Source organism: Streptomyces sp. NPDC047002, from assembly GCF_040704505.1.
Lineage (GTDB): Bacteria > Actinomycetota > Actinomycetes > Streptomycetales > Streptomycetaceae > Streptomyces.
This window is the reverse complement of sequence record NZ_JBEYWC010000011.1, coordinates 54,717-76,642: the sequence shown is the minus strand read 5'-3', so window position 1 is coordinate 76,642 and position 21,926 is coordinate 54,717. Positions and strand designations below refer to the sequence as shown.

Annotated in this window: 7 protein-coding genes, 1 other RNA gene and 1 pseudogene; 4 read left to right on the top strand and 5 right to left on the bottom strand. The window is 76.4% G+C overall.

Features of this window, described 5'->3' with window-relative positions:
- Nucleotides 1-93 precede the first annotated feature (93 nt).
- Both rnpB and AB0910_RS13390 read left to right on the top strand, forming a co-directional pair.
- Nucleotides 94-499, top strand: an RNA gene (gene rnpB, locus AB0910_RS13395) — RNase P RNA component class A.
- A gap of 212 nt (nt 500-711) precedes the next feature.
- Nucleotides 712-943, top strand: a pseudogene (locus AB0910_RS13390) (aldehyde dehydrogenase family protein); the annotation flags it as partial.
- 36 nt (nt 944-979) lie between these two features.
- On the opposite strand, the gene AB0910_RS13385 reads toward AB0910_RS13390, so the two are convergent.
- The 4 genes from AB0910_RS13385 to AB0910_RS13370 all read right to left on the bottom strand — a co-directional run bounded on the left by AB0910_RS13385 (nt 980) and on the right by AB0910_RS13370 (nt 18,072).
- On the bottom strand, nt 980-8,992 hold the full coding sequence (locus AB0910_RS13385; protein ID WP_366744702.1) for a beta-ketoacyl synthase N-terminal-like domain-containing protein: 8,013 nt from the start codon (nt 8,990-8,992) through the stop codon (nt 980-982).
- A gap of 143 nt (nt 8,993-9,135) precedes the next feature.
- Nucleotides 9,136-15,306: an SDR family oxidoreductase gene (locus AB0910_RS13380; protein ID WP_366744701.1), complete on the bottom strand. Its 6,171-nt coding sequence runs from the start codon at nt 15,304-15,306 to the stop codon at nt 9,136-9,138.
- Nucleotides 15,303-16,868, bottom strand: a complete 1,566-nt coding sequence (locus tag AB0910_RS13375; protein WP_366744700.1) for a PfaD family polyunsaturated fatty acid/polyketide biosynthesis protein — start codon at nt 16,866-16,868, stop codon at nt 15,303-15,305. Before AB0910_RS13375 ends, AB0910_RS13380 begins: the two co-directional genes overlap by 4 nt.
- 97 nt (nt 16,869-16,965) lie before the next feature.
- Nucleotides 16,966-18,072, bottom strand: a complete 1,107-nt coding sequence (locus AB0910_RS13370) for an SDR family oxidoreductase (protein ID WP_366744699.1) — start codon at nt 18,070-18,072, stop codon at nt 16,966-16,968.
- Between the two features lie 482 nt (nt 18,073-18,554).
- On the opposite strand from AB0910_RS13370, the gene AB0910_RS13365 reads away from it, so the two are divergent.
- The gene (locus AB0910_RS13365) at nt 18,555-19,832 is read left to right on the top strand and encodes a wax ester/triacylglycerol synthase domain-containing protein (RefSeq protein WP_366744698.1); all 1,278 of its coding nucleotides are present in this window, start codon (nt 18,555-18,557) and stop codon (nt 19,830-19,832) included.
- Nucleotides 19,833-20,001: 169 nt separating this feature from the next.
- Nucleotides 20,002-20,835 carry a PIG-L family deacetylase gene (locus AB0910_RS13360; RefSeq protein ID WP_366744697.1) on the top strand — a complete coding sequence of 278 codons (834 nt, stop codon included), beginning with the start codon at nt 20,002-20,004 and terminating at the stop codon, nt 20,833-20,835.
- Nucleotides 20,836-20,998: 163 nt separating this feature from the next.
- Here AB0910_RS13360 and AB0910_RS13355 read toward each other — a convergent pair whose 3' ends face one another.
- The gene (locus AB0910_RS13355) at nt 20,999-21,877 is read right to left on the bottom strand and encodes a helix-turn-helix transcriptional regulator (RefSeq protein WP_366744695.1); all 879 of its coding nucleotides are present in this window, start codon (nt 21,875-21,877) and stop codon (nt 20,999-21,001) included.
- Nucleotides 21,878-21,926: the final 49 nt, after the last annotated feature.

Below are 21,926 nucleotides of genomic sequence, written 5' to 3'. Positions count from 1 at the left end.
GCCCCGCGGGCCGCGCCCGCCCGCCAGCGTAGGCGAAGGCCGGGGCGGGGAGGACGGGCCGCCGGGGCCGGGTACCATGGTCACCACGGCAGACGAGCCGGGTGGACGGCCGCGTGGGGCTCCCCAGGGAACCCCCCGAGGAACGTCCGGACTCCACAGGGCAGGGTGGTGGCCAACGGCCACCCGGGGCGACCCGCGGGACAGTGCCACAGAGAACAGACCGCCGGGGACCTCGGTCCTCGGTAAGGGTGAAACGGCGGTGTAAGAGACCACCAGTGCCCAGGGTGACCTGGGCAGCTAGGTAAACCCCACCCGGAGCAAGGTCAAAAGGAGCGCCAGGAGACAGGTGCTCTGCGCGGACGTTCGAGGGCTGCCCGCCCGAGTCCGCGGGTGGACCGCAGGAGGCCGGCGGCAACGCCGGTCCTAGATGGATGGCCGTCTCCCCGGCCGCCGCGAGGCGCCCGGGCGACAGAATCCGGCGTACAGCCCGACTCGTCTGCCGCTTGACGCCCTGCCGGGCGTATTCCCTTGTGAGGGCCGTGGATCGGGTTTCCCACCGGGCTCACCGCACGCCGGCTGGTCGAATCCCGGCCGAATCCCAGGTGCCCGAGCGCGATGTCGCGCTGCTCGCAGAGGTCGCTGCGCCACTACGCGGGCATGCTCGGTGGCGAAACCGAGGACCTGCGGGAGAACGCCCCGGCCTTCCGCACGCTCGTACGGCACCTGCCGGTGGGGGTCGTCGCCGCGATCACCCCCCGGAACGCCGCCGCAGTTGCTCGCCGCGTCGAAGTACGCGCCGGCCCTCGCCGCAGGCTGCACCGTGGTGCTCAAGCCGTCGCAGGAGACGGTGCTCGACGCGCTGCTCCTCGCCGAGGCGGTGCAGGAGGCGGAGCTGCCCCCCGGCGTCTTCAACATCGTGCCCGCGGGACGCGAGGTGGGCGCCGCGGGCCCTCGTACGGGAGTTGGCGGTCGCGACACCTCACGGGCGCGTCACGGAGCGGACCGCGACGGTGTCTTCCGCTCGCGTCACGTGGACCGCGTACCACTGCCCCGCCCCGCCGACGCGGGCACGCCGCACGTCTTCCGCCACGTCGACGGCGTGCGGGTGCGCCCCCGCAAGCCGCGCCACGTGTTCCTTCACGGCGATGACCGCGAGCCGGTCGCGGGGCGGCACGTCCGCGGGGAGCCCCCAGGCCTCCGCCACCGTGCCGCGCAGCCAGTCGTTCTCCTCGACGTCGGCGGCCGTGAGCACGGTGGCGCCGTCCCTGACCCGGGAGAGGGCGAGCCCGGGCACGGGCTGACGCCGGGCCAAAAACGCCCTGCGGTCGGCCGGTGACGCCGTGGCGATCGCGGGAACGGACAGCAGCACGCTCACGAGCCGCAGCGCGGCGGCCACCCGCCCCTCCACGGACAGCTGGATGTCGCTGACCGGGAACGACGGGCCCTCCTGCGCGAAGCCGGCGAAGCGCGCCTCGGCGGTGAGGGTCCCCGTGGCGGGCAGCGCCTCGTACAGGTCGAGAGCTTCGAGACGGTGCGGGAAGCCGACCCTGCCACCGCCGACCTCGGGCGCCCACCGCCACAGGCTCTGGTGCGGCACCACCTGCACGGCGGCGTCGAGCAGACCTTGGCGCAGGCACCCCGGGGGGACCGTGCCGCGCCCGGCGTCCAGCACCGCGGAGGCGCCGGAGGGACCGACCGACCAGGAGGTCAGGTACTGGAAGGCGGGCCCGTGGAACAGCTCGCCCGAGGCGTACGGGTCCTGCTGCTCCTCGGCGCCCGTGAGCCGGGGGAACGGGCCGGGGCGCGTGGTGGGCGGTGCGCCCACCGACACCGTGGCCGCGGCGACCTCCTCGTAGCGGGAGAGCCCCCTGGTGGGGGCGCTTCGCCACAGCAGGAGCCGTACCGCCACGCCCTCGGGCGTGCGGTACGCCTCGGTCCGCAGCCTGGCGGGTTCCGCCAGCGGGACCCAGCGGCGCAGCCGCAGGCCGCGGACGGCGACGACGCCGCGGCCTGTGAGGGCGCGGGCCGCGCAGGCGAGCCGGTCGAGGACCGAGGCCATCGGCAGCACGGGCAGCGTCCACGTCGGACAGTGGTCCGCGATCCAGCCGTCGACGGCCGGGTCGAGCACGTCGTCCGACACCCGGGTTCCCGTGGCCGCTGCCGGCGCCTCGTGCCGCGACGGCTTCCCGGGTCCGGGGCGGGAGCGCGGCCCGGGCGACGCCCCGCCGGCCGGCTCCCGGTCCGGCGGGGCGGCGGCCCCGCGCCGCACCGGCACCCCCAGGACGGGCGCGGTGGGCTCCTCGGGCGCGGGAGTCCCGTCCGGCGTCTTCTCCCCTCCGGGCGCGGGGGAGGCGGCGCCCTGCACCACCCGCACCCCGATCCCGCGGACGCGGTAGATGCAGGTGTCGTCGCCCCAGAGCGTCGCCTCGGCCGTGGCGTAGCGGCCCCGCGCGTCCTCGCCCACTTCGAGGATCTCCATGTCCACCCTGATCAGCCGGGTGGCCGGGGTGATCTGGCCGCGGTACTTCCACGCGACCTCGCGATCCTGGAGCACGGGCTCGAAGCGGGCGCGGCCGGGCCCCGCGGTCAGGCCCCGCTCGATCAGGTAGTACCGCAGCAGCTGGCACATGGCCTCCACACCGAGCGAGCCCGGCTGCACGGGGTCCTGGAAGAAGTGCGCCGTGAAGAACCACTCGCCAGGGTCCACGTCCTTCTCCGACCGCAGCCTGCCGAGGCCCGCGCGGCCCGCGTCCGGCCAGTAGCCCGTGATCCGGTCGAGCATCAGCAGCATCGGTCCCGGCAGTCGCGCCGAGCCTGCGAAGAAGCGGGCGGGGCGCCGCGTGAGGTCGACCCGGTGGTCGCAGGGGGCCGCGAGCCGGTCCCGTTCGCCGGCCGGGACCGGGAGCCCCGGCTGCCGCTCGAACGCGGACCGCGGGAAGTACCCGAACACCGTCGTGAGGGCGAACACCGGCTCGCCTTCGGCCTGGCAGCGCACCGAGAACGACTCGATGACCATGTCCCCGGTGCGGGAGACCCCGGTGAGCTCCGCCGTGGTGCGGACGGTACGGGTCGCGGGGGAGACCTCGCCGAGCACCGTCCCCGTGCCGTCGAGGTTGCGGAACAGCAGATCCGTCCCGGTCGTCAGCGCGCTGCCCGCGTACGAGGCCAGCCAGCCGCAGGGTTGCAGGGCCACCTCCATGAGGACGGCGAACGGCATGGCCCCGCCGCCGTCCTGTGCGAAGTACCAGGCCAGGTCCGGCACGTCGTACTCGGCGACGACGCGGCTGCCCCGCCGCATGCCGTTCTGCGGTCCTTCCACCGCCACGACACGGCTCATGAAGTGGTACGGGGGTCCTGGCAGCCGCGCGACCCTCCGGGTGCCGTCGAAACGGGCGTAGGAGGGGCCGAACGCGTCGCTCGGCCTGCCCCACGCGCACGCGAGCAGCGACGCGTAGCCGAAGGAGAACCCGTCCACCGCGGCCACGGGCGCGTCCTCCCGGTGCCCCACGAGGCCGGCGAGCCCGGCGGGCAGGGCCGGGGCCCGCGCCGCGGTGTGGACGGCGGGCGGGCCGAGGTGCCGCCAGTGCGACAGCGGCCAGTCCGGCACGAGCCGGACCGCCACGTCCCGGCCGTGGAAGGCCGGCACCCCGTCCACACTGCCCACCACGTCGGCGTGGAGCGTCGGCAGCGGCCCTGCCGAGACGCCGCGCACGAGGACCTCGTACACCACGGTCCTGCTGCTCGGGACGGCCTGCCCGCGGCAGTCGGCCGTACAGGGCTGCCCGGCGACCGGCTCGAAGCGCCATCCGTCGCGGTCGGCCGTGTAGCCCATCGCCGCGAGGTAGAAGGCCATGGCCTGCATGCCGCCCTGGAGCATCAGGGTCCCCGGCATGCAGGGGTCGTTCTCGAAGTGCCCGTCGAAGAACCAGTCGTCCGGGCGTACGGGCGTCTCGGCGCGCAGGTAGCCGCGCCCCCAGGGGCCACCGGCCGGATCGAAGCGGGTGACCTCGTGCAGGAGGCGCAGCCTGCCCTGGTCGACGCGGGGGGTGCGCACATGGGAGGCGGTGGCCTCCCAGCCGGGCCCGAAGCAGTCGGCGGGCCGCCCCTCGGCGAAGGCGCGCACCTGGTCGGGCGTGAAGCCCCGGCGCGTGCACCGGATGGCCGGCGGGTCGAGCGGCGTGCCGTCGACGGGAGGGCGGGCCGCGGGGTCCTGGCGCAGGCCGGGGCTGTCGCGGAGTTCGGCGGGGGTGAAGAAGCCGGCCCTGCCGCCCCGGACGCTGAGCCTGAGCTCGCCTTCGACGGTGCAGTCGTAGTGGAAGAAGAACAGCCGCACGCCGCCGTGCTCCGCGTGGCCGTCGATGTGGATCTCGTAGGCCAGGGTCTCTCCCGGGCGCGGCGGGCTCCCGTGGAAGGTCATCTCGCAGCCGAGCAGGCGGTAGGCGCGCTCGCCCCGGTTGAGCAGGTCGACGCCGAGCCAGCTGATCAGCAGCAGGTCCGCCTGGCCCGCCTCGACCATCAGGCCGGGGGGCATGCGCCCGGTGGCGTCGAGGTACCAGCTGCCGAGGCCGACGTCGGTCTCCGTCCAGATCGTGCCCACAGCCTTGGCGGCGCCGGGGGCGAGCAGCGCCGCGGGCTCCGCGTCGATGCCGGTGACCCGGTCCGCGAGCAGCATGGGCGGCCGTGGCATCCGGGTCTGCACCGCGTAGCCGTCCTGGGGTGCGAACCGCGGCCCGAAGAGGTCGGAGACCGGCCCGGACGCGAGGCGCTCCAACTGCGCGCGGTCGAAGCGCGGGCCGGGGCGGTGCGGCCCGGGCGGCGGCTCAGGCGGCGCGGGCGGCGCAGGCGGGGGAGGCGGAGCCAGGGGCAGGGGCAGGGGCAGGGGCACGGACGGTGCCGCGGTACGGGCGTCCCGCGCGTGCCCGGCGAGCGCGGCGACGACGCGGGCCGTGCCGCGCAGGAACCTGTCGTGCGCCTCGGCCTGCGCGGCCAGCACCTCACGGTGCAGGGCCGCGACCCGCCGGCTGTGCGCGGTCACCAGGCCGCGCACGTCCGCGGGGCGCGGCTCGGGGGTGGCCGGGAGCCGCACGGCGCCCGCCGGACCGTCCGCCGCCGCGCGCACCGGCTCCTGGCCGGGTCCCGGCTCCGGTACGGGCGCGAGCCGAGGAGGCCTCGGCAGGACCGCCGGGGGCAGGGGGAGGTCCGGGAGCCGGGGGGTGTCCTGGACCTGTACCCGCAGGACCGCGGGACGGCCGGCCGTGCCCGCCGGTGCGGGGTCGTCGGCGCGCCCCGGCGCGGGGCCGTCCGCGTGCGCGGGCGCGGCGAAGGCGGGCCGCAGCCGGGCGAAGAGGTCGTCGGCGCGCACGGGCACACCGGCGACGACGAGTTCGGCCACGGCGAGGCACAGCTGCCGCAGGCCTCTGCCGTGCGGGGCGTCGAGCGCGACCGCCACGTGGTCCCGGTCGCCGAGCACCCGTCCGATCCAGCCGGTGCACTGCCCGCGCGGCCCCTGCTCGACGAAGACACGGACCCCGTCGGCCCAGGCCCGCTCGACCGTGGCCGCGAAGTCGATGGTGCCGAGGCCCTGCGCGGTGATGGCCTCCGCGGCGCGCTCGGCCGTCGGCGTGTAGGGCTCCGCGTCGGCCGCGCCGTAGAACCGCACGCCCGGCACCGGCACGGTGGGCCGGTGGTGGAGGTGCCACCACTGCTCCCGCACCTCGGCCAGCTCCGGGGCGTGGGCGGCGAGGTCGTAGTCGACGGGGATGGCGTCCGAGGCGCCGAGCCTGGCCAGGGCGGCGCGGCACGCCCGGTCCTCACCGCCGACGACGCAGACGCCGGGCGCGTTGACCGCGAGTACGTGGACGGCGGGCTCGTCCGCCAGCTCCCTTCTGACCCGGTCGAGCGGGGCGGTCACCAGATGGCTCGACCAGCGGGTGCCGCGCACCCCCGCCCGTGCCCACGCGCGGCGCACGGCCCTGAGGGGGCCGGTGAGCTCCTCGCTGAACAGGCCGCTCGCGCGGGTGTCCTCGTACAGGCCCGCGCTGTCCTGCCACGCGCCCAGGGCCACCAGGGCGGACGTCTCGCCCGACGAGTAGCCGATGGCGGCGTCCGGGTGCAGCGCGAGTACGCCCCGGCAGAGCTCGGTGTGGGCGGTGGCGAGCCGTGTGGCGCCCCAGATCGCGTCGAGCACGCTCGCCCCTGCCGCGTCCGCCGGGGGCGCGGCTGCCTCTCCGTGCCGGGCGAGCAGCGTCTCACCGAGCGAGGGCAGCGCGCGCAGCAGCTCGTCGCCCATGCCCGGGTACGCGGCCGATCCGTTGGTGTACACGAAGGCGGTACCGCCCGCCACGGGCGCGTCCCGGTAGCGCACGCCCGCGGGCCGCACGCCGCCGCAGGTCAGCCAGGTGCGGGCCTTCGCGAAGGCGCCGGCCTGTCCGTCCCCGCCCGCCACGACGACGGCCAGCCTGGCCGGCCCCCGCGTGCCCTCGGCGCCCGCGTCGAGCGCGGCGAGCACCTCCCGCCGGTCGCGGCCAGAGAAGACGTACAGGCGCGGCGGCCTGCCGTGCGCCCAGGGCCGCGCGTCGCCTGCGCGCAGCCGGACGCGCGCGGGCGGCGCGCCCAGCGGCGACACGACCGCCTCGACCTCGCGCAGGCCGGGCCGCGCCACCGCCGGACCGTCGGACCGCGGCACCGAGCGGTGCGACAGGGCGGTGGCGGCGACGGCGACGGACAGCAGTCCCGCCGCCGCATGCGCCCTGCCGAACAGCGACACCGGGTCGAAGCCGGCCTCCCCGCCGTCCCCGACGACGAGGTCGGGTGGCCCGGCCTGCCCGTCCCCGCGGGCGTCGTCGAGCAGGGCGATGACGGGGTCGCCGTCCTCGCGGGCGGCGGCGAGGGGTTTGAGCACGAGCACGACGGCGGCGTCCCCCGGCTCCGCGTCCCGGCCGAGCTCCCGCAGGGCGGCCGCGTGCACCGCACCGCACGACATGTCGGTGGCACCGACGAGCGCGGCGCCCACCTCGCCCGCCCTGATGGCCCGGACCGCGAGACGGAGCGCCACCAGGCCCGAAGCCTCCTCCGCCGAGACGGCGAACGACGGCCCCGTCAGGTCGAGTTGCGAGCTGATCCGGGCGGACACCAGATTGGGCAGGCTGCCGGTCACCTGTTCCGCGCCCATCGCGGGGGCGAAGGCGTCCCTGGCGCGCGCGAGGAGTCCCTCGTCCACGGCGGCCCCGGCCCCCTTCAGCCAGTGCGGGACCCGCCAGCGCGCCCCGGCGCGCGCCACCTCCGGATCGACGCCGGTCCCGACGACGACCATGGTCCGCTCGCGCGGCAGCGCGACACCCCGCACCGCCTCGCGGGCCGCCTCGAACGCGAGCAGGTGCGAAGGCGCGGCGCTCCGCAGCGCGAGGGGAGGGAAACACAGGCCCGCCAGGGCGACATCGACCGCCTTGGCGGGGCCCCCGCGCTCACCAGCGAGCAGCGCGCGGCGGAAGTCGTCGGTGGACGAGCCGCCCCCGGCCCGTACCCCGACCGCGACGACCGCGACCTCGGCCCCCCGGCCGGAACCCGGGGCGTCCGCGGTTCCGGGGTCGCCGCCGGGATCCGGGGGCCCGGGCTCGCGCTGCGCGGGTGCCGGGCCGGGCGTGCGCGCTCGCGGCGACCGCCCCGGACGGTCGCCGTCCCACGCCTCGACGATCAGATGGGCGTTGGTGCCGCCGAACCCGAAGGCGCTGAGGGCGGCCCTGCGCGGGCCCGGCCACGGCTCGGGCTCCACCGGCACGCGCAGCGGCGTGCCGGCCAACGCCTCCAGGGGCGTCTCGGCGCCGGGCGTGGCGGGGCGTACGCCGGTCCGCAGGGCGCCGAGCAGTTTCAGCAGCCCGCTCATGCCCGCCGCGGCCAGCAGATGACCCACGTTGGACTTCACGGAACCGATGGGCAGGTCGGCGCGGGCCCCGAAGACCCGCGCCGTGCTCCGCACCTCCACCGCGTCCCCCACCGGGGTCCCGGTCGCGTGGCACTCGACGAGCGACACCGTCTCAGGCGCGATGCCCGCCGCGGCGTACGCGCCGCGCATCGCCTGCTCCTGTCCCTCTTCCACGGGGCTCAGCAGGCCGCTGCCGCGCCCGTCGTTGGACAGTCCCACGCCCCGCACCACGCCAAGGATGCGCACTCCGGCGGCGAGCGCGTCGGGCAGGCGCATCAGGGCGACGAACCCGGCGCCCTCGCCGTGCAGCAGCCCGTCCGCGTCCCGGGACAGCGGACGGCTGCGGGAGCTCCTGCTCACCGCGGACAGGCCGCAGAAGCCCACGTGCAGGAAGAGGTTGTCGACCCGGTTGACCGCGCCCGCCACCATCAGGTCCGCCGTGCCGTCGTGCAGCCGGTCGCACGCCAGCTTGATCGCGTACAGCGACGACGCGCAGGCGGCGTCGAGCGCGTGGGCACCGGCGCCCAGGCCCAGGGCACGGGCCGCGAAGTGGGCGGGCAGCCCCGAGGAGAAGCGGTTGCGCGCGTCCGGCCGCGTCCGGCGCGCCCCCGTCAACAGGGCTTCGCGCACGGCCGGTTCCTGCCCAGAGAGCCATACGTGCTCCGCGAACGCCGATCCCTCGCCCGTCGGGTAGGCCAGATTGCCGAGCACCAGTCCTGCCCGCGGGAGCGGCCCTTCCCGCCCGGCCTCCCGCAGGGCCTCGCGGACACCGTGCAGCACCCACTGGTAGAGCGGGTCGAGCGGCAGGATCCGCTCCGGGGCCACCAGGAACCCGGTCGGGTCGAAGCGGGACTCGAAGCCGGTGACGTAGCCGCCGGTGTCGGTCCAGGTGCGGTCGAGGTGGTCGTCGACCGTGCCCATGGCCCAGCGGTGCGGCAGCCGCCACCGGCCGTCCGGCACCGCCGACAGGCTCTGCCGCCCCGCGGCGACGTTCTCCCAGAAGGTGTCGGGGTCGAGCGCGCCCGGCAGGACGCAGCCCCTGCCGACGACGGCGATCGGTTCGAAGACCATCCCTTGCCCCAGCTCCCCGCTCTCTCGCTCAGTCGCCCCCTGTACCGCTCGGCATGTACCGCTCGGCACGTACCGCTCGGCACGGCGGGAGGCGGCGGTCCTCCGGCAGACCCGGCCGGGCCCGCGCCGCGCCGTGCCCGGGCTCAGTCGGGACGCCGTACGAGCTCCACGCCGAGCAGCTCCACCCACGGCGTCCCGTCCTGGCCGAGCAGGGCGGCGTCGCAGCGCGCCCCCGTCTCGTGCACCTTGCGCCCGCGCACCACGCAGCGGACGGTCCCCTCGACCGGACCGCCGCGGTGCACCCGGCACTCCGCGACCGCCATCGGCAGGGTCGCGCCCCCGAGCGCCTGCCTCGCCCAGAGCAGGGCGAGTTGGAGCGCCCCGTCCACGGCGGCCGGGTCGGTGTGCCAGTGGCCGCCCGGCCACTCCAGCTCGCGTACGCCCGCCACGGTGGCCTCGGCGCCGTGCGCGGAGACGAGGAGCACGCTGCGCAGCGCCTGGAAGCGCGGCCCGTGGAAGAGGACTCGCCCGTCGTAGACCTCTCCGAGGCCCTCCGCCGCGGGCCCCCGCGGGGTCTCCCACGGCTCGGGCGCCGCCTCCTGCCCTCCGAACTCCAGCACGGCGCGGACGTGCGGTGTGCCGTCCTCGCCGCCGAGCTCGGCCTCCAGGTCCTGGGGCCGGCCGATCTCCCTGGGGCGTGCGCGCACGGTGAGCCGGTGGCCGTCTCCCGCGAGCTCGGTCAGGGCCACCTTCTGGAACACGCGCACGTCGCGCAGGACCGCGCCGCCCGCGTCGGGCCGCCAGGCGCCTGCGGCGCCGAGGAACCAGTCGAGGGCGACCGCGAGGGGCAGTACGGGCACGCCCGCGACGCAGTGGTCGGCCAGGTGGGAGTGGGACCCGGCGGAGACCCGCGCCTGCGCGGGGCGCGGCGCCGCGGACTCCGGGGCGGTCGCGGCCCAGGGGGCCGGGCCGGCCGGGCCCGACGCGTGCTCACCGTCCGGTGTGTCCTCCGCCGCCGTGACCACGACCCGCGGCTCCCCTGCCGGGCCGTTCACCTCGGCCGCGAACGCGGCGGCCCCCCGCAGGGCGGGGATGAGCGGGACGCCCGAGCGGCCGAGGCGCTCCGCGAGGCCGGGCGTGACCATCCCCCCGCGCCACGGGCCCCAGGCGATGGAGCGCACCACGCACTCGGGCCGCCGCGCCTGGACGTACGACGCCACATGGTCGAGGACCGCGTTCGCCATCGCGTAGTCCGCCTGCCCGGGGTTGCCGTGGACCGCGGCCACCGAGGAGAACAGGCAGAGGAAGTCGAGCGGGTCCTCGGCCGTCGCCGCGAGCAGGGCGCGCAGACCGTCGACCTTGGTGGCCATCACGCGGTTGAACTGCGCGTCCGTCTTGTCGGCGATCAGCCGGTCCGCGAGCACGCCCGCACCGTGCACGACTCCGGTGACGGGCCCCCAGTCCGCGCGGACGCCGGACAGCGCGTCGGCGACCGCCCGGGCGTCCCTGACGTCCACGGGCAGGTACCTGGCCTCGCACCCGGCCTCGGTGAGCTCCGCGAGCGTCGCGCGGATCTCTCGGGCGGCGAGCACCGCCCTGGCCCGCGCCGCCACTTCGGCGGGCGGCACGCCGTCCGCCTCCCGTGCCGCGAGCAGCCGGACGAGCTCAGGCTCGTCGGCGGCCTGCGGGAGTCCGGCCGGCTCGTCCGCCGGGTCCGTCCGGCCGAGCAGCAGGAACCTGGGCCGGTGAGCCCGTGCGAGGTGCAGCAGCGCGGCGGCGGTCACCCCGCGCGCCCCGCCGGTGGCGACGATCACCGACTCCGGGCCGATACGCGGCTCCCGTGCCTCGCCGGCCTCGACCGGCGCGTGGACCGCGCGCGGGGTCGTGCGGGTGCCGTCGGCGCGGAGCGCGACCTCCGGCGCAGGCCCGCCTGCCAGCAACTCCCCGGCGACCGCGGCCGCGACCGCGCGGTCGTCGCGCCCGCCGCGCTCGCAGTCGATCGCCTTGACCGAGGCGTCGGGCCACTCCTTCGCGGCGGTCCTGGTGAGCGCCGCGAGGCCGCCGAGCCACGGACTGCCGCGGCCCCTCAGCCCGAAGTCGCCGCCGGTGTCCTGAACCGTGACGAACACCCCGCCGTGTTCTGCCATGCGGCCCGCGGCCGAGCGCGCCGTGCGGAACGCGTCCCGCAGCAGCCGCCGCGCCTCGTCGGGCGGGACGTCCGTGCCGGAGAGCCCGGCCAGGTACACGACGCCCCGCGCGTCGCCCGGCAGCTCTGCGACCGCTTGTGCGGCCACGCCGTGCCGGGTCAGTTCCGCGGCGACCAGGGCGCCCAGCCCCGCCTGGTCCCCGAGCACGGCGACGGGGCCCTCGCCGAGGGCCGCGAGGGCGAGACCGGGCGCGGGCGTCTCCGCGGCGCGCACGGCGAGCCTCCGCAGCGCCCCCGGCCCGTCCGGCTCCGGGCGCGCGGCGGGCGCCGTGCCGTCCCCCTCGTCGACGGCCGCCCCTGGTCCAGGAGGGTCGTCGGCCGGCGCGGGCTCTGGAAGGCAGTCGTCGGCCGGCGCGGGCTCTGGAGGGCCGGCAGCCGCCGCGTGGCCGCCGCCAGGCGCCGGAGACGGGCGGCGGACGGCGGACGCGAACGCGTCGGCGATCTCGCGCAGGGTGTGCAGACCACCGAGCTCCGCCGCGGTGCCCGTCGGCACGTCGCCCAACCGCTCCCGCACGGCGGACAGGATCTCGACGCGTTTGATCGAGTCGACCCCGAGGTCGGACGCGAGCTCCATGTCCATGCCGAGCATGTCGGCCGGATAGCCGGTGTGCTCGGCGACGACGGAGAGCAGCAGTTCGTCGAACGGCACGTGCTGGGCTGCCTCCTGCGGCGGGGTCGCGGGGCCGGGGCCCCGCGCGTCCGCGCCGTGCGCGGCGTACGGCCCGGGCGGCTCCGCGTGCCCGGTCGCGTCCCCTTCCGCTTCCGCTTCCGCGTCCTCGTGCGGCGCAGGCGCGAGGGGTGCGGGCGGGAGGCGGTACGGCTCGGACGGCTCCCTGGCCTCCTCGCGCCGCGGGGGCGGCAGCGGCGCGGGAACGGACGCCGTGCCTGGCCCGGACGCGGCCGGGGGGCCCGCGACCCGCGCCGCCCGGGTCTCCTCGGCGGCGAGTGCCTGGGGCGGCACCCCGAGCATCGCGGCGAGCGTGGTCTCCGTCATGCGCAGGAACGCCACATGGCTCTCGGTCAGCATCCGCTGGCAGGCCGCGTGCGACTCGGCCGCGTGCCGCTGCACGCTCTCGACCGCCGCGAGCCAGCCGGGGTCGCAGACACCGCCGGGCACGTCCTGGGCGCGTACGGGCTCCGCGGCGGGCACGGCAGGCACGGCGGGGGGAGCGGGCGCGGGACCTGCGGCCGCCTCCGCGCCGGGGACCGCCCCCGTGGACACCGCCACCGCCTCCTCCCACGGGGCGTCCGGGGGCGGGGGCACTGCGGCCCCGCCCCCGGACGGCTCGGGCCGGCCGTGGTTGGCTCCGTCGATCATCACAGTCATCCTTGGCTTGCGCTCCTTCGCCGCGGCCCCGGGTGGCGCGTAGGGCGCCCACAGGGCCTCGTAGTCGATCCGCGCACCGCTCACGGCGAGCCGCCCGAGCGCGGAGTGCAGCGTGGTGGCCCCGTGGTGCCCCCGCCGGTCCAGGGGCACGGCCAGATGGGGGCGGGCGCCGAGGATCTGCCCGACGAGCCCGGTCAGTGTGTCGCCCGCGCCGACCTCGACGAAGGTGCGCACACCCGCCGTGTACATCGCCTCGATGCTCTCCTGGAACAGCACGTGCGAGGACACGTGGTCCGCGATCCGGCGCCGCACCTCGTCGGGCCGCCCGGGGTAGGGCGACGCGTCCGCGTTGCCGTACACGTCGATCCCCGGCGCCCGCACCGCCATCTCGCGCACGAAGTCGAGCAGGGGGCCGGCCGCCGGCGCGACCAGCGGGCTGTGGAAGGCGGTCGACGCGTCGAGCCGCCGGCAGGTCACCCCCGCGCCGGCGAGCGTCCGCTCGGCCCGCGCGACGGCGTCTGCCGCGCCGGAGAGCACCACCTGGCGCGGCGCGTTGTGATTGGCGGGCCAGACGTCCGCCACCCCGTCCGCGGCGAGGAGCGCGGCGACCCGGCCGCGGTCCGCGGCGACGGCGAGCATCGCCCCCGGTGCGCGGGCGGCCTCCCTCATCAGCTCGCCGCGCCTGCGGGCGAGGCGCACCAGCGGCCCGGCGTCCAGGGCGCCCGCCGCGTGCAGGGCCACGAGCTCGCCGAAGCTGTGGCCGGCCACGCAGTCGGGCCGCAGGCCGAGGCGGCCCACGAGGTCGAGCAGGGCGAGGGAGTGCACCGCGAGCGCGGGCTGCGCCCACTCGGTCGCGGTGAGCCGGGCGCGGCGCGCCGCACGCTCCTCGTCGGTGAAGCAGGGCGTGGGGAAGACGACGGTGTGCAGCGCGCGGCCGTCGAAGCCGAGGCTGCCGAAGCGGTCCCAGACGGACTGCGCGGCGGGGGACAGCATGGCGATGTCCCCGCCCATGCCGACGTACTGGGCGCCCTGCCCGGGAAAGAGGAAGGCGACACGGCCGGTCCCGGCCGCGCCGGTGGCGTAGTGGACACCGTCCGGCGTGGAGAACGGCGCGTCCGGCTGCCGCCCGAGGCGCTCGCGGGCCCGCGCGAACTTGTCGCGCAGGTCCGCGGTGTCGGTGGCGACCACCGCGAGCCGCACCGGGTCGGCGGGTGAGAACGTGCCCTGGCTCTCCCGGGCCAGGTCCACGAGGGTGCGCTCCCCGTCGATGCGCCGTTCGAGCAGCGCGCCGGGAGAGGACGCCCCGAACAGGACGAGTTCCGTCGGCACGCTCCGGGTGCGCCAGGCGGCCGGGCCGGGGCGCGGGCCCGCCGGGTACTCCTCCAGTGTGACGTGGAAGTTGCTGCCGCCGAAGCCGAAGCTCGACACCGAGGCCCTGCGCGGGTGGTCGGACGCGCGCACCCATGGCCTGGCCTCGGTGTTGACGTGGAACGGGCTGTGCTCGACGTCCATGTCGGGGTGCGGCCGCTCCACCTTGGCGGTCGGCGGCAGGACCTTGTGGTGCAGCGCGAGCACGGCCTTGAGTAGCCCCACGGCGCCCGCCGCGCACTTCGTGTGCCCGATCTGCGACTTGACGGAACCGAGGGCGCACCACTGCAGGTCGTCGCGCCCCGACTCGGTGAACACCGTGCGCAGGGCGGCGAACTCGGCGGCGTCCCCGGCCTTCGTGCCGGTGCCGTGCGCCTCGACGAGCTCCACGGTCCCCGGCCCGTAACCCGCCTGTTCGTAGGCGCGGCGCAGCGCCAGGGCCTGGCCCGCGGGCAGCGGCGCGTAGACGGCGGTCGCCCGGCCGTCGGACGAGGCGCCGATGCCTCGTACCACCGCGTAGATCCGATCCCCGTCGCGCTCGGCGTCCGCGAGCCGCTTCAGCGCGTACATCACGACTGCCTCGCCGAGCATGGTGCCGTCGGCCGCCGCGGAGAACGGCCGGCAGTCACCGGTCGGCGACAGCGCGGGCGTCTTGGAGAAGCACAGGAACGTGCCGATGTCGTTGGCCGTGTCGACTCCGCCGCTGAGCACGAGATCGGCCCGGCCGAGTGAGAGCTCGGCGACCGCGGTGGACAGGGCGGCGAAGGAGCTGGCACACGCGGCGTCCGTGGTGTGGTTGACACCGTGCAGGTCGAACCGGTTGGCGATCCGGCCCGCGACCACGTTGGCGAGCAGCCCGGGGAACGTCGCCTCCTGCCAGGGCACGTACTGGCCGCTGATGGCGTCGCAGACCGCCCGCGCCTGCGCCTGAGGCACCCCGTTGTCCCGCAGCGCCGCGAGCCAGACGGGCCGTTGCGTACGGTGCTGCATGTGGCTCAGCAGCTCGGTCGCCGCGGCGCCGATGACGACGCCGACACGGTCGCGGTCCGCTCCCGCCAGGCCGCCCGCGTCGGTGAGGACCTGCTCTGCCACCATCAGCGCGAGCAGCTGGGCGGTGTCCGTGGCGCTCAGCGTGGCGGGCGGCACACCGTGCGCGAGAGGGTCGAAGCCGACCCGCGGCAGGAACGCCCCTCTGCGTGCGTAGGTCTTGTCCTGCGCCGCCGGGTCCTGGTCGTAGTGGTCCTCCACGCGCCAGCGGGACGCCGGGACATCGGTGATGAGGTCACGGCCCGCGAGCACGGCGCGCCAGAACCCGCCGGGGTCCGTCGCACCGGGGACGAGGGCGCCGAGTCCCACCACGGCGACGGGCACCTGCGGGCGGGGGCCCGCGGCGCCGGAGCCCGGGCCCTTCACGCGAGCCTGCGCGGGACGTGGACGAACGCCGCGTCGGGCACGGGCACGCCGCAGGTGCGCAGTTGGTGTGCGCGGGTCACCACGGCCGCGCCCTCCAGGAGGTTCAGCGCGATCTGCACCACGGTCCGGTTCTCGGGCCTGGCCAGGAAGCTGCCCTCGGACCAGCGGTTGAACGCGCCCATCGCGGGGCCGCACCAGATCTGGTAGTCACCGCGCCGCGAGGGCTCCCCGGACACGGCCCAGCGGCTCGAACTCCCGAGATACCACCGGAAGACCAGGGCCATGCGGTGTTTCGGGTCGCGTTCCGCGCGGTCGAGCTGCGCCGGATCGCGGTCCCGCCAGAACGCCTGCGTCCGCTCCCAGACTTCGCCGATCGACGCGCCGAGCACTTCCGTCTCCAGCTTCGCGCGCACCGGGCCGGGCAGCGCGTCGAGCGAGGGGTACTCCTGGTACGCGGCGAGGAGCCGGCCGGCTCTGGGGGCGAACATCGTGCCCCGGCGCAGCACTTGCAGGGTGACGCCCCACTCGAACATGTCGGCCGCGGGAGCCATGGCCACGTCCGCGACGTCCGCCTCCGCGAGCATGGCCTTGGCCGGGTCGGAGAGCCCGGCCTCGACGGCGGTCTGGTTCACCGACCCCGTCACCACGTAGGCGGCCCCCAGGGCGAAGGCGGCGGCCACCGCGGCCGGTGTGCCGAGTCCGCCGGCCGCCCCGATCCTCGGCGGCCGCGGGTAGCCGAAGCGCCGGGTGAGCTCGTCGCGCACGGACCGCACGCGGGGCAGCAGCGCGGCGAGGGGGCGGTTGTCGGTGTGCCCGCCGCTGTCCGCCTCCACCGTGACGTCCTCGGCCACCGGGACCCGGGCCGCCAACTCCGCTTCCGAAGGGTCGAGTTCACCCCGGCCCACCAGGTCGCGCAGCAGCGCGGGCGGCGCGGGGGAGAGGAACCGCGCCGCGACCTCGGGGCGGGACACCTTGGCGAGGAGCCGCGTGCGCCTGGTGACGCGGCCGTCGCCGCCCCGGCGCAGGCCGCGGGCCGCGCACAGCACCACGGAGGGAGTCAGCTCCATGTACGCGGAGGCCGAGACGCAGGGCACCGCACGCCGTACGAGCAGCGTGGCGACCCGGTGCTCCAGCGCGGGCTCGGCCGGCGAGTGGATGAGGTTGACCCCCCAGTTGGACCGGCCGGCCAGCGTGTCCGTGAGCGTGGCGACCTCCCGCTCCACCCGGTCGGCACCGAGCCCCGCCGCGCCGAAGAACCCGAGCATCTCCGCGCGGGCCATCTCCGCGACCATGCGGGTCGTCGCGATGCCGCCCGCCATCTCGCCCGCCACGTAAGGGAAGCGGACGCCGTGCGCCTCGCAGAACGTGCGGCCGCCGAGCCACTCCGGGTACAGCGGCGGCAGCGTGCCCACCACGGGCCCGGCCGGCCGGGCGCCGGCCACCAGCCCGAGCTCCCTGCCGGCGGGGTCGGCGACGACGTGCACGTACTCGCGGATTCTCCGTGCGCAGGCCGTGATCGCCTCGGGGGAGAAGGCCGGCGGGGAGGCCGGTGGGGGGATCACGGTGTCTTCTGGGCCGGCCGGCAGGGACAAGGCGAACTCCTACGGGATTGGGTGCCTGCGGTGTCGGGCCGTGCGGCGGACCGGGCCGCGGCGCGCGTCAGCCGGTCCCGCCGTGCCGCGGGCGCAGCCCGGACAGCAGGTAGCCGACGTCGACCCGGGTGGCGGAGCGCGGGGCGCCGATCACGGTCCGCACGCGGGTGTCGTCGAAGCGGCGCCGGTGGCGCAGATAGCACGTGAAGCCGGGATACAGGTCGAGAGCCGCCTCAAGCGCCGACACCGTGGGCGGCCGCTCCTCGACCAGCCGGGCCGTCAGGCCCCCCAGGTGCCCGAGCAGGGCCGTGACGGCCGAGACCGGCACGTCGTGCTCGTGCACCACGTTGTACGTGTCGGCCCCGCCGGAGGGCGCGCGGGAGGCGAGGCGCGCCATGACGGACGCCGCCTCCTCGACCGGCATCATGTTCAGGTGTCCCTGGGCCCTGCCCACCAGCCGCACCACCGGTCTGCCTGCCGCGGTGCCCTGCGCACGGGCGCGGCCCGTGGCGCGCAGCGTCTCCCGCACCACCCGCTCCACATGCTGGAGGGGCTGGCACGGCAGGTCGGGGTGGGGCGGCAGGTTTGACACCAGGATGCTCGGCCGCAGCACGACGACCGGGCGGCCGTGCTCGCGCGACCAGGCGCGCACGAGCACCTCCGCCTCGTACTTGGAGCGCTCATAGGCGTTCTCGAAGCCCGCGGTGTCGTCCAACTCGTCCTCGTACGCCACGCCTTCGCGCCGCCTTCCGGCCACGAAGGCGGTGCTCACGTGGTGGACCACCGGCCTTCCGCGGCCCGCCGCGGCGAGTTCGAGCACGCGCCGGGTGCCGTCGACGTTGATGCGGCGCAGCGCCGGAAGGGCGCTCTGGAGACTGGTGTCACCTGCGCTGTGCCAGATGGTGTCGAGTCCGTCGGCCAGCTCCTGGAAGGCGGACTTCGGCAGGCCCATGCGGGGGCGCTCCAGATCGGTCTGCACCACTCGGAGCCTCCGGGGCAGCTGTGCCGCCAACTCGTCCGGCTCCCCGCTCAGTTCGAGGAAACGCTCGATGCGGCGGAACACACTGCCCGGCTCGCGCCGCGCGAGCAGGGTGAGCGAAGGGTGCTCGTCGAGGAGCCGCCGGAGGATGCGGAGGCCGAGGAAGCCGGTGGCACCGGTGAGGGCGACGCTCACGGCCTCGGCCCCGGCCGTGCGCGCCGGACCGCGCGCCGCGCGGGCGCGCCGTGGCCACACGGCATCCGTGCCGCGGTCCGCGCCTCGGGAGTCCTCGCCGTACGCTCGCCCGTCCCCATCGGCCCTCCTCCAGGCGCACATCGCCTCGCAGACGTACAGTGGCAGGCGCAGGCCGAGGCGGGCAGCCCCCCTTCGTGCCCGGCCATCCGAACGGGGTATCCCCACCGCGGTAAACGCGGACGTGTGTCCGACGGTGTGCGCGCGGGCCGGTGAAAGCCGCCGCGGGCGGGGAGGCGCACGTGCCCCGGTGTTTCGCCCGGCCCGCCCGCGGAGATACCCGTTCCTCGGGAGGGCCGCTCCTGCGGTCCTCGACTCCCCTCGCAGGCCCGGCCGGTTTCCGCGCGGACGCACGCCGTCCACGGCAGCCCCGGGAACACGCCCCGTACGCCGTCTGCCCGACCAGCCGAACTGGAGCCCACGACTTGGACGTCGGCCTGCCCACCCATGCCATCGACCGCGCGTTCCTGTCCCTGGAGCGCAGCCGCCCCGACGCGCGCTGGGACACCGGAGGTGTCGCGTATCTGGCCGGCCCGCCGCCCGGGCTGGCCGACTTCCGGGCGTATGTCGCATCGCGGCTGGCCGGTCTTCCGGCCCTGACCCACCGGCTCGACACGTCCACGCGCCGGCCCAGATGGCGGCCGAACCCGGGCTTCGCCGTGGAGCAGCACGTCCATGAGGCGGTGGCGGACCGGGCCGGGGGCCTGCCCGGGGCGCTCGACGCGGCGCTGCGGGCGCCACTGCCCGACGACACGCCCTGGGCGATCTGGCTCGTCCACGGCCACGCTCCCGACGCGTACGCGGTGTGCTACCGGTTCAGGCACGTCTGCCAGGACGGCGTCGCCGCCGCGCTGGCGTTCCGCACCCTGCTCGGCGCGGGAGAGGCCGCCGTACGCCCCCTGCCCGCGCGGCGCGGCCCCGGCGACCTGCTCCGCGGGGCCGTGCTCGCCGCGGGCCTCGCCTGCCGGTTCGCCTTCGACGTGCGCCCCGTACGCGGCCGACGGGAGGCCGTCCCCTTCGTGCCCACCGGGGAGCGCCTGCTGCTCCGTGCCCGGGTGCCGGTCGGCGTGCTGCGGCGGGTCGGCGCGGCACACGGGGCGTCGCCCAACGACGTCCACCTCGCCGCGCTCTGCGGGGCGCTGGTGGCGTGGTCGCGGCAGTCCGGCTGCGCCCTGCCGGAGGCGGCCGCGCTGCTGCCCGTCGACGGCCGCCGCCACGACGAGGAGCAGACCTGGGGCAACCGGTGCTTCGCCGTGCCGGTGCGGCTGCCCTTGGCCGGTCTCGCCCCACGGCAGCGGCTGGAGCTCGTGGCGGCGGCGACGGCGAAGGTGAAACGGGGACGCCGGAGACGGGCCATCGAGGACCTGGTCAGGTTCATGCCCGACGGCCCGACCGAGTGGTACATGAGGCGTGTGACATCGCCGAGCGTCACGGCGCTTGTGGCCACGACCGTCCCGCTCGCCGAGCGCGGCGATCTCGGTGTCGCCCGGGTCACCGGCGCGGCGCTGCTCCCCCTGTGCCTCCCGGGACACCTCTTCGGCGTGGGCCTCGCGTTCTTCGGCGAGTGGGCCGAGGCGTCCTTCGTGGCCGACCGGGCCCTCCCCGGCGCCGAGCTGCTCCCGGGCCTGTGGGAGGGGGCCGTGGCGGAGCTGGACAGCGAGGGGCCCGCGGACGGGCCGTCGCCGAGGCCGCCGGCCCCCTGAACCACGGGACGCCGGCACTCCCCGGCGACCAGGACCACACCGTCTGCCGACCCGGGCCCCAGGAGCCCGTCGTGGGCGCAGGGGCGCCGCTCCGCGCGGTCGTCCTGGACGGCCGCCGGCCGCCGCTCCATGACAGGATTCAGGGAAAACCCATCTGTTGAAGGACTCCATGAGCAACGAACGCCTGACGCTGATGGCCGTGCACGCCCATCCCGACGACGAAGCGAGCAGCACCGGTGGGGTCCTGGCCCGCTACGCCGCGGAGGGCGTCGCGACCGTCCTCGTCACCTGCACCGACGGGCGCCAGGGGGACGGGCCCGGCGGCACGGGGCCCGAGAGCCCCGAGCACGACCCCGAGGCGGTCGTGCGCATGCGCCGCCTTGAACTGGAGGCGAGCGGCCGGATCCTGGGCATCGGCACCCTCGAAACGCTCGGCTACTTCGACTCCGGCATGATGGGCTGGTCGGCGAACAGCGCTCCGGGGTCGTTCTGGACAACGCCCGTGCAGGATGCGGCGCTCCGGCTCGCGGGGCTGATCAGGAAGCACCGCCCGCAGGTCCTCGTCACGTACGACGAGAACGGCTTCTACGGACACCCGGACCACATCCAGGCGAACCGGGTGACGCTCGCCGCCCTCGACCAGCTGTCGCCGAAGGAGGCCCCGGCCAAGGTCTACTGGACCACCGTGCCCAGGGGCACCATGGAGGACTTCGGCGCCCATATGCGCGAGCGCGGGACGGACTGGCCCGAGGCGAGCGAGGACGACGAATTCCGCATCGGGCTCCCGGACGACCAGATCACCACCTGGATCGATGTGCGGGACCACGTGGAGCAGAAGTACAAGGCACTCGCGTCCCACGCCAGCCAGCCGGACAACGCGTTCTTCACCCAGCTCGGCCTGGCGGAGTACACGCGGTTCTTCGGCGTCGAAACCTTCTCTCTCGTCCGGGACGCCACGGGCTCCTCCCTGCCCGAGACGGACCTCTTCGCCGGCCTGCGGTAGCGCTCGCGCCCCGGGCCGGCCCCGGCGTCAGGTCGCGGCGGAGGCGGGTGGAACGACGTGGGTCCGCGCCGCGCCCCTGCGCGCCGCGCTGATCGAGCTGGAGGAGAAGGCGGACGACCCCCGCGAACTGCTGAGCACGCGCCCCGCGCCGCGTCGCGACCGCTCAGGCGCCGGCCGCCGCGGAGTCGGGTCCCGTGCCGGCGGGTGCCGTCCAGGAGGCGAGGATGCGCAGCGCGTCGTCGGAGGGGGTGCCCGGTGCGGCGGTGAGGACCATCAGCCGCTGGCCGCTGCCGTCGGGGCCGGTCCAGGTGTCGCAGTCCAGGGTGAGGCTGCCGGCGACGCGGTGGTGGTAGTGCTTGGTGCCGTAGGTCGCGCTGTTGACCCGGCGCTCGGCCCACCAGGTGCGGAAGTCGGGGTCCTGGACGGCGAGGTCGCCGACCAGCCGGGCGAGTTCGGGCCGGTCGGGATCCGAGGCGGCCTCCATGCGCAGGGCCGCGACGGCGTCGCGTGCGTCGTGCTGCCACTGGGTGTGGAGCGCGCGGATGACGGGGTCGGTGAAGACGAGCCGTACGTAGTTGCGCCGGGGAGGCGGGATCGCGCCGAAGTCCGTGTAGAGGGCGGCGGCCGCGGGGTTCCAGGCGAGGACGTCCATGTACCGGCCGAGCACGAGCGCGGGTGTGCCGGTCAGCTGGTCCAGGAGGCGGAGCATCGCCGGGCGCGGGCTCTGCCGGGTGTACCTGCGCCGCGGTCGCGCGTCCGTCTTTCCGGCGATCTCGTAGAGGTAGGCCTGCTGGTCGTCGTCGAGCCGCAGTGCGGCGGCGAGGGTGGCGAGGACGGAGGCGGACGCCGGGACGCGCCCTTGTTCGAGGCGGGTGTAGTAGTCGACGCTGATCGCGGCCAGCCGCGCGACCTCCTCGCGCCGCAGGCCGGTCACCCTGCGCGGCTGCCCGGTGTCGGGCAGGCCGACCGTGTGGGGCGTCAGCTCGGCCCTGCGTGCCTTGAGGAAGGCGCCGAGCTCGCCGGTGCTGCGGGTGGGGGCCATGGGGCCATTGTGCGCGCGGCGCCGCCTGTCGTGGGAGGGAAGGATCCTT

What these genes read in the sequence shown, in the direction of transcription:
- AB0910_RS13385 (WP_366744702.1), bottom strand. Translation starts at nt 8,992, where the DNA reads ATGGTCTTCGAACCGATCGCCGTCGTCGGCAGGGGCTGCGTCCTGCCG.
- AB0910_RS13360 (WP_366744697.1), top strand. Translation starts at nt 20,002, where the DNA reads ATGAGCAACGAACGCCTGACGCTGATGGCCGTGCACGCCCATCCCGAC.
- AB0910_RS13355 (WP_366744695.1), bottom strand. Translation starts at nt 21,877, where the DNA reads ATGGCCCCCACCCGCAGCACCGGCGAGCTCGGCGCCTTCCTCAAGGCA.